The organism is Dyella sp. (genome assembly GCF_035508675.1).
GTDB lineage: Bacteria > Pseudomonadota > Gammaproteobacteria > Xanthomonadales > Rhodanobacteraceae > Dyella_B.
In genome coordinates, this window is record NZ_DATJMN010000177.1 from 1 (window position 1) to 6029 (window position 6029).

Genomic DNA, 6029 nt, shown 5'->3' on the forward strand with positions numbered 1-6029 from the left:
ATGGGCGAAGGAGGCGGATTTCGCCACATCCGATAGATGGCCAAGCCCAAAACAAGCATCGCCATGCCCAAGCCTCCAACGATGGACGCAAACTGCGCACGTTGCATGGAGCCCGCTTCTGTGATGGTTCCTACCAAACCCATGCATAGAACAAACAGGTCGAATCCGTATGCACAGGATAATGTGCCTAGCACTCGCCTTTCCCTGGACTCCAAGCTGCGCTTTCGTATGCGTACCCTAATGTCTTGCTCTCCTACTTTGTGATGGCTCAAGAAATTATTCATTTCGTCGAAATCCATGACTCCCCCTTTTGCGCATCAAGACTTCACGTGTTTTGCCACGTATGCTGTCGGCAGCCATGGCTCCCACAGCGTATCGCTGGGCCTGTTTGGTGAAGTAGACATCTGCGCGCACTTGCCGAGCGCAGCCCCTAACGTAATAAGCGTCTGGAACTTTATCCAACTTCTGAACCGTCCGCCATCGAAACGTACGTCTGCAATGCTCAATCGGGTTGCGGATGCTTGCCGGCGATAGCATCGAGCCACAGCTCCCAGGCACCCGAGTCGCCGGCCATGCCATCCTCCAAAACCCCAAGGGACAAATCTCCAAGCATCGCCCCGATTCGATATTCATCGCCGAATCGGTATTAGTACTTGATGAGATGCAGCATTGCCCGGTAGGCATCAGCTCTTGTCATGAGCTCCGAGGCGCCCGGCAGCGTGTCCAAAGCATCCATTGATATCTCCCCATACCTGTAGCGACTGCAATCTACCGAGATATTCGCTATGCCGGCAATGTCCACGCCTGTTCGGTCTCCGCCTATCACGGTGTTGCCACATCGCACACTGTCTCAGAAAGACAGATGGATATGTCGCAGCTGCCAGCTACCATTGTCGCTGCTCCACACCATCGTAAATGGCGCCCGAAGCTCAGTAGACGGCTTGTCCTTCGAGCCTACCGAACCAACACGTACGCCCGTTACGACTGCAGTGCTAGCGAAGCTTTGGACGCTTACGTCTTCAGCACGGAGCTTGATCACCGCATCCGAATCGAACAACGCCTCAAACGCTGCAGGCTTCAGGACGTGCACCGAAGATGCCGATGGGCCGATCTCGGTGAATCCGGCGGTAGGAATGTAGCGAAGGACGCCAGCCAGATCCCGTGCACTCATCCGCGCGTAGAGGTCAACCGCGGCAGAAGCGACATCGGCATCAGCGGCCGCCCTACCCTCCATGGAGGCCGCCAGCGCCACCGCAGCCGACACGACGCCGGCGTCGCGCCTGGAAATGGTCGCGTTCATGGGGCGACCTCGAAACCAGCGGCCTTGAGCGCGGCCGCAGCCACGTCGTGGTCTTGCTGCGCGGTGCCACCGGAGATGCCGATGCCGCCGACCACACGACCGTCCAGCACGATGGGAACACCGCCGCCCACAGCCATGACACGTGGATGGTTGGCCAGCGGAGCCGTGGCCGGCTGGGCGACGACCTGGTTCCAGACCATCGTGTCCAGACCGAAGGATGCGGCAGTCCAGGCCTTGTCGATGGCCACTTCGGCGGCCAGGAAGGGCGTGGCGTCGGCGCGCTCGAAGGCGATCAGGTGGCCGCCTTCATCCGTGACCGCAATGGCGAGGTTCAGGCCGATCTTGGTGGCCGCATCGCGCGCGGCAATGGCCAGTGCCAGCGCGCTGTCGCGGGTGATGGAAGCCTTGGTTTGGACTTGGATAGGGTTGCTTCGGGACATGACGAGTTTCCTTGAAATGAAGTTGGCGTAGGGATGAAAGAATCGGAGTGCTGCGCTTGGGTGCTCGTTCGAGCTGCGCTTGAAATCAAAAACCTTCGAGCACGATCTTGCCCACGGCCTTGCCGCTTTCGATCAGCGCGTGCGCGCGAATCAGGTTCTCTGCGTTGATGCGGCCGAAGACGGCGTTGGCGGTCGTCTTGACGCGGCCGGCGTCGACCAGCTCAGCCACGCGCCCCAGCAGTACGCCCTGCTCTTGCATGTCGGGCGTCTCGAACATGGAGCGCGTGAACATCAGCTCCCAATGCAGCGACAGCGACTTGCTCTTGAGCGCGATCGGATCCAGTCCTTCCATGTCGTCGATGACGGCCAGCGCACCCTGCGGCTTCAGGCTTTGGATGATCTCTTGGTAGTGCGCGCCGGTCTGCGTGAGCGAGGCCACGTAGTCGACCTGCTCGATGCCGGCCGAGCGCAGCGCCTGCGACAGCGGCTGGGAGTGATCGATGACCGCGTGCGCGCCCAGCTCCAGGCACCATTCACGCGACTCGCGGCGCGACGCCGTGGCGATCACGCGCAGCTTGGTCAGCTGCCGAGCCAGCTGGATCAGGATCGAGCCTACACCGCCGGCGCCGCCTACGACCATCAGCGTCTGGCCTTCGCCACCGCCTTGGGCCATGCGCAGCCGATCGAACAGCAACTCCCACGCGGTGATGGCCGTCAGCGGCAGCGCCGCGGCTTGCGCATCCGAAAGCGACTTGGGCGCCCTGGAAACGATGCGCGCGTCCACCGCATGCCGCTCGCTGTTGGCACCCGGGCGCTTGATCGAGCCGGCGTACCAGACGCGGTCGCCGACCGCAAAGCCACTGGCCTGCGCACCAACGGCTTCGACCACGCCGACGGCATCCCAGCCGAGCACCTTGACCTCGCCGGCAGCAGGCGCGCTGCCGGCGCGAACCTTGGTGTCGACCGGATTGACCGAGACGGCGTGCACGCGCACGAGCAGGTCATTCGGACCGGGCAGCGGCGCGGGCAGCTCCACGTCCTCGAGCGCCTTGGGCGCGTTGATGGGCAGGCTCTTGCGATAACCAACAGCTTTCATGGCGCTCTTTCCTTCCAGGGCTTAAGTGATGCCGATGGAAGGCAATGTAGGTAATATCCCTAAAATTGATAAGACGACCTTCCGATGTTTCACTTTCAAACCAGAATTGAAAATGTAAATGACCTTCAAGTGTTGCTGCTCACGGTCAGCCAAGGCTCGTTGACCGCGGCTGCGCGAGCACTCGGCATCACGCCGGCGGCCGCAAGTGCGACGCTCAAGCGGCTCGAGGCACAGCTGGGAACCCGGCTTTTTGAACGTTCCACACGTGCCATGCGGCTCACGCCGTCAGGTCAAATCCTTCTGGAGTACGCCCAGCGCGCGTTCGAGCTGCTTGCAGAGGGAGAATCCCAACTCGACGCCGAACACGGCGCACTCGTGGGCACCGTGCGTGTCGCGGCACCATCGGACCTTGCTCGAACCGTGCTAGTGCCAATGTTTGATGAGTTCTTGCAGCTTCATCCCGGCGTGAAGCTGGCGCTCAATGTGGGCGATCGCGTGCTCGACGTGCTGCGAGACGAAGTGGACCTGGCCATTCGGTACGGTCAGTTAAGCGACTCCCGCCTCGTGGCCCGTCCACTTTCGCTTGCACACCCTGTCCTCAGCGCTTCTCCCAGCTACTTGAGTCGACACGGTACGCCACGCACGCCAACAGACCTGGTGGACCACAACTGCATCGCATTCATGCGCGGCGGACGTATGTTCAATTCCTGGCGCTTCGGTCAGAACGGCCAATGGACCACGGTAAGGATCAGTGGCGACCGCGTCGTGGATGACGCCTCCCTGGCCCGCGAGTGGGCCGTTTCGGGAGCCGGAATCATCTTCAAGACGGAGATCGAACAACGGCGCGATCTGCAAAGCGGCAACCTGGTGCGGCTACTGACCGAATGGGAGACAGATCCGTATCCGTTGCATGCACTCTTGCCTAGCGGGCGCTTCGTTCCCAATCGGGTTCGTGCGCTCGTGGATTTCATCGCCGGGCGCTTTGCTGCACTCGGGTCGTCAAACGCCGGGCACTGAAGAAGACGCGCAGCAGCTCGAATGAATAAGGGAGCGCCGTTGTCGGTTCCAGATTTTGCGCACGACCGGTAGAAATGGATCGGAAGCAGACGCTTCAAACGACCGGCCCGGTGTCGGCCATTACAGCTTCGAGGGTGCGCCACAAGCCATTGCGACCATCATCAACGACTTCTTCATGCACACGGAGCGACTTGATCTACGTGGGACCGACTTTGCAAAAAGAGGCTAACGCCGCTGCCATGGGATTCTGCGGCTGCACCACGAGGGTTAACGGCAGGTACGCGCCAACCAGTTTTCCATCCGCACCGTATAACCAAGCGATTCCGTAATCCACCATATTGTGCTTGCAGCCATAGCTCAATGACGTGATCTGCGTGGTGAACATTTCATTGTTTTTAGTGTTCGCAACAGCTCGCGGCTGGTGATAGACAATTTTTAGCCATGCCATCACGCCGGCGCCCGGTTTCGGCACCGCTTGTGCGTCAATATAGGAAAAACTGCTGTTGTCGAGATAGAAATCAGCCTGCGCTGTCGCCTGGACTTTCCGCCAGCCAGCTTTAGGCGTATCTGACAGAACTACGTAGGGACCTAATTGCTCATGCACTACGCAATCGGGTCCCAGGAGGCGCGTTGTAAAGAACTTGCCATCACTACCCTTGCATTCAAACAGATAACCGTCGGAGGAAGACTGCTGGCGTACCCAGTCCCGCAATGCCGCGCGCTCCAGTGGCGTATCAGGTGTCGATGCCAACGTCGTTGCGACATACATCGAAGACAAACAAAACGATAAGGCGATGGCCTTGACGAAGCGAGTTTCCATACTTCCCCTTTGGTTCCTTACTAAAACTTCCCATCAGGCACGCACCATGCCGAACTCTCGGCAATTCCGTCCTTAAACTTACGTTGTTCTACCGACACAGTCGCCGCAACCAAACCTTATGAGGACTCTTCATTTACAACCAGACCGCAGTGCTGTATCCCGTCTCGCGATACATTAGCGATATATAGCCGGCCGCTCTTCGGAATAAAAGTGCCGATGGCTGAGCACACTGCGTCCGCATCTCCGACCTCGATGGAGATGGCGATGGGTTCATCCCCGCCACGTTGATCCATTAGCACTGCGTGCAACTCGCCCCAATGGACGGCGCTAGCTTCATTACATTGCCCCCTGATGCAGGCGCCAGATTTACGCAAAAAAGTAATGCAGCGCGGATCGCGCCGCGATACGTGCCGCCACTTTTTTTCGAAACAGCTGCAAAGCATTGCGTACCGCATGCTGACCCATATGAAGAACCAGTGCGCGCCCTATCTCTGCCTTTCCGTATCTGCACCAACCTCCGCACCCGCCAGGCCCGCCTCTTTCGGCCTTGATGCGCCACCGCTTGACACCGGTGTCAATTACGGTACACCCTGATGACAGTTCCAATGCCGGGGGTAGGCTGGACGTGGCGATTGACCATTCGGATCGAGTGGCGGGGATAACGGCGTTGCCGTTTCTGGCGGCCGATATTGGCGGCACGCATGCGCGTGTTGCGCTGATGCGTGCTGCATCCGGCGACGCCCGCGACCTCGAAACGATCGCGTACCGCGTCTTCACGTGCGCGCAGTTCCCGATGCTGTCGGAACTGTTGCAGGCCTTTATCGTCGCTGAGGGGCGGATTCCGGTGAAGCACTGCGTGCTCGCGTGCGCAGGCCAGATCATGGGCGACGAGGTGGTGAACGATAACCTTGCCTGGCCCATCCACCTGACGCAGCTGCGCCATGCGCTGGGCCTGGACGAGGTCGCCGTGCTGAATGACTTCGAGGCGCTGGCGTATGCGCTCGATGGTTCGCTCGCCGACGACGGTCGCCATCTTTGCGGGCCGGCCGCGCATGCCAGTGGCCTGACCTTGGTGATCGGGCCGGGCACCGGCCTGGGCGCGGCGGCGCACGTTCCTGGTCCGGGCGGCGGCTTCGTGTTGACGACGGAAGCTGGGCAGATGGATTACGCACCAAATTCGGTGCGCGAGCGCGAGATTCTCGCGCACCTGGCGCCGAATGGCGGTTACGTGGCATTTGAACACATCGTGTCCGGGCCCGGCTTGCTGACGGTCTACACAACCCTGTGCGCGCTGCATGGGGAGACGCCGAGACTGGCCACGCCCGAAGCCGTCACGACGGCAGCCGTTGCGCGCAG

7 protein-coding genes are annotated in these 6029 nt (G+C 60.4%); 2 read left to right on the top strand and 5 right to left on the bottom strand.

Annotation, left to right across the window (positions count from 1 at the left end; genetic code table 11):
* The 4 genes from VMA74_RS09630 to VMA74_RS09645 form a co-directional block, all read right to left on the bottom strand.
* Positions 1-299: hypothetical protein (locus VMA74_RS09630; protein WP_325366456.1), on the bottom strand; the 299-nt coding region annotated here is incomplete at its 3' end.
* Positions 300-850: 551 nt separating this feature from the next.
* Positions 851-1300, bottom strand: a complete 450-nt coding sequence (locus tag VMA74_RS09635) for a nuclear transport factor 2 family protein (protein ID WP_325366458.1) — start codon at positions 1298-1300, stop codon at positions 851-853.
* Positions 1297-1740, bottom strand: a complete 444-nt coding sequence (locus VMA74_RS09640) for a heme-binding protein (protein WP_325366460.1) — start codon at positions 1738-1740, stop codon at positions 1297-1299. The genes VMA74_RS09635 and VMA74_RS09640 overlap by 4 nt, the downstream gene beginning before the upstream one ends.
* An 85-nt stretch (positions 1741-1825) precedes the next feature.
* Entirely contained in the window at positions 1826-2836 is a 1011-nt protein-coding gene (locus tag VMA74_RS09645) for a zinc-binding alcohol dehydrogenase family protein (RefSeq protein WP_325366462.1), read from the bottom strand.
* An 84-nt stretch (positions 2837-2920) separates the two neighbouring features.
* Between VMA74_RS09645 and VMA74_RS09650 the strand changes: the two genes are divergently transcribed.
* Positions 2921-3853, top strand: coding sequence for a LysR family transcriptional regulator (locus tag VMA74_RS09650; protein WP_325366464.1), 933 nt, complete (start codon positions 2921-2923; stop codon positions 3851-3853).
* A gap of 196 nt (positions 3854-4049) precedes the next feature.
* On the opposite strand, the gene VMA74_RS09655 is transcribed toward VMA74_RS09650, so the two are convergent.
* Entirely contained in the window at positions 4050-4673 is a 624-nt protein-coding gene (locus VMA74_RS09655; protein WP_325366466.1) for a hypothetical protein, read from the bottom strand.
* Between the two features lie 625 nt (positions 4674-5298).
* On the opposite strand from VMA74_RS09655, the gene VMA74_RS09660 reads away from it, so the two are divergent.
* On the top strand, positions 5299-6029 hold a 731-nt coding region (locus VMA74_RS09660; RefSeq protein ID WP_325366468.1), incomplete at its 3' end, for a glucokinase.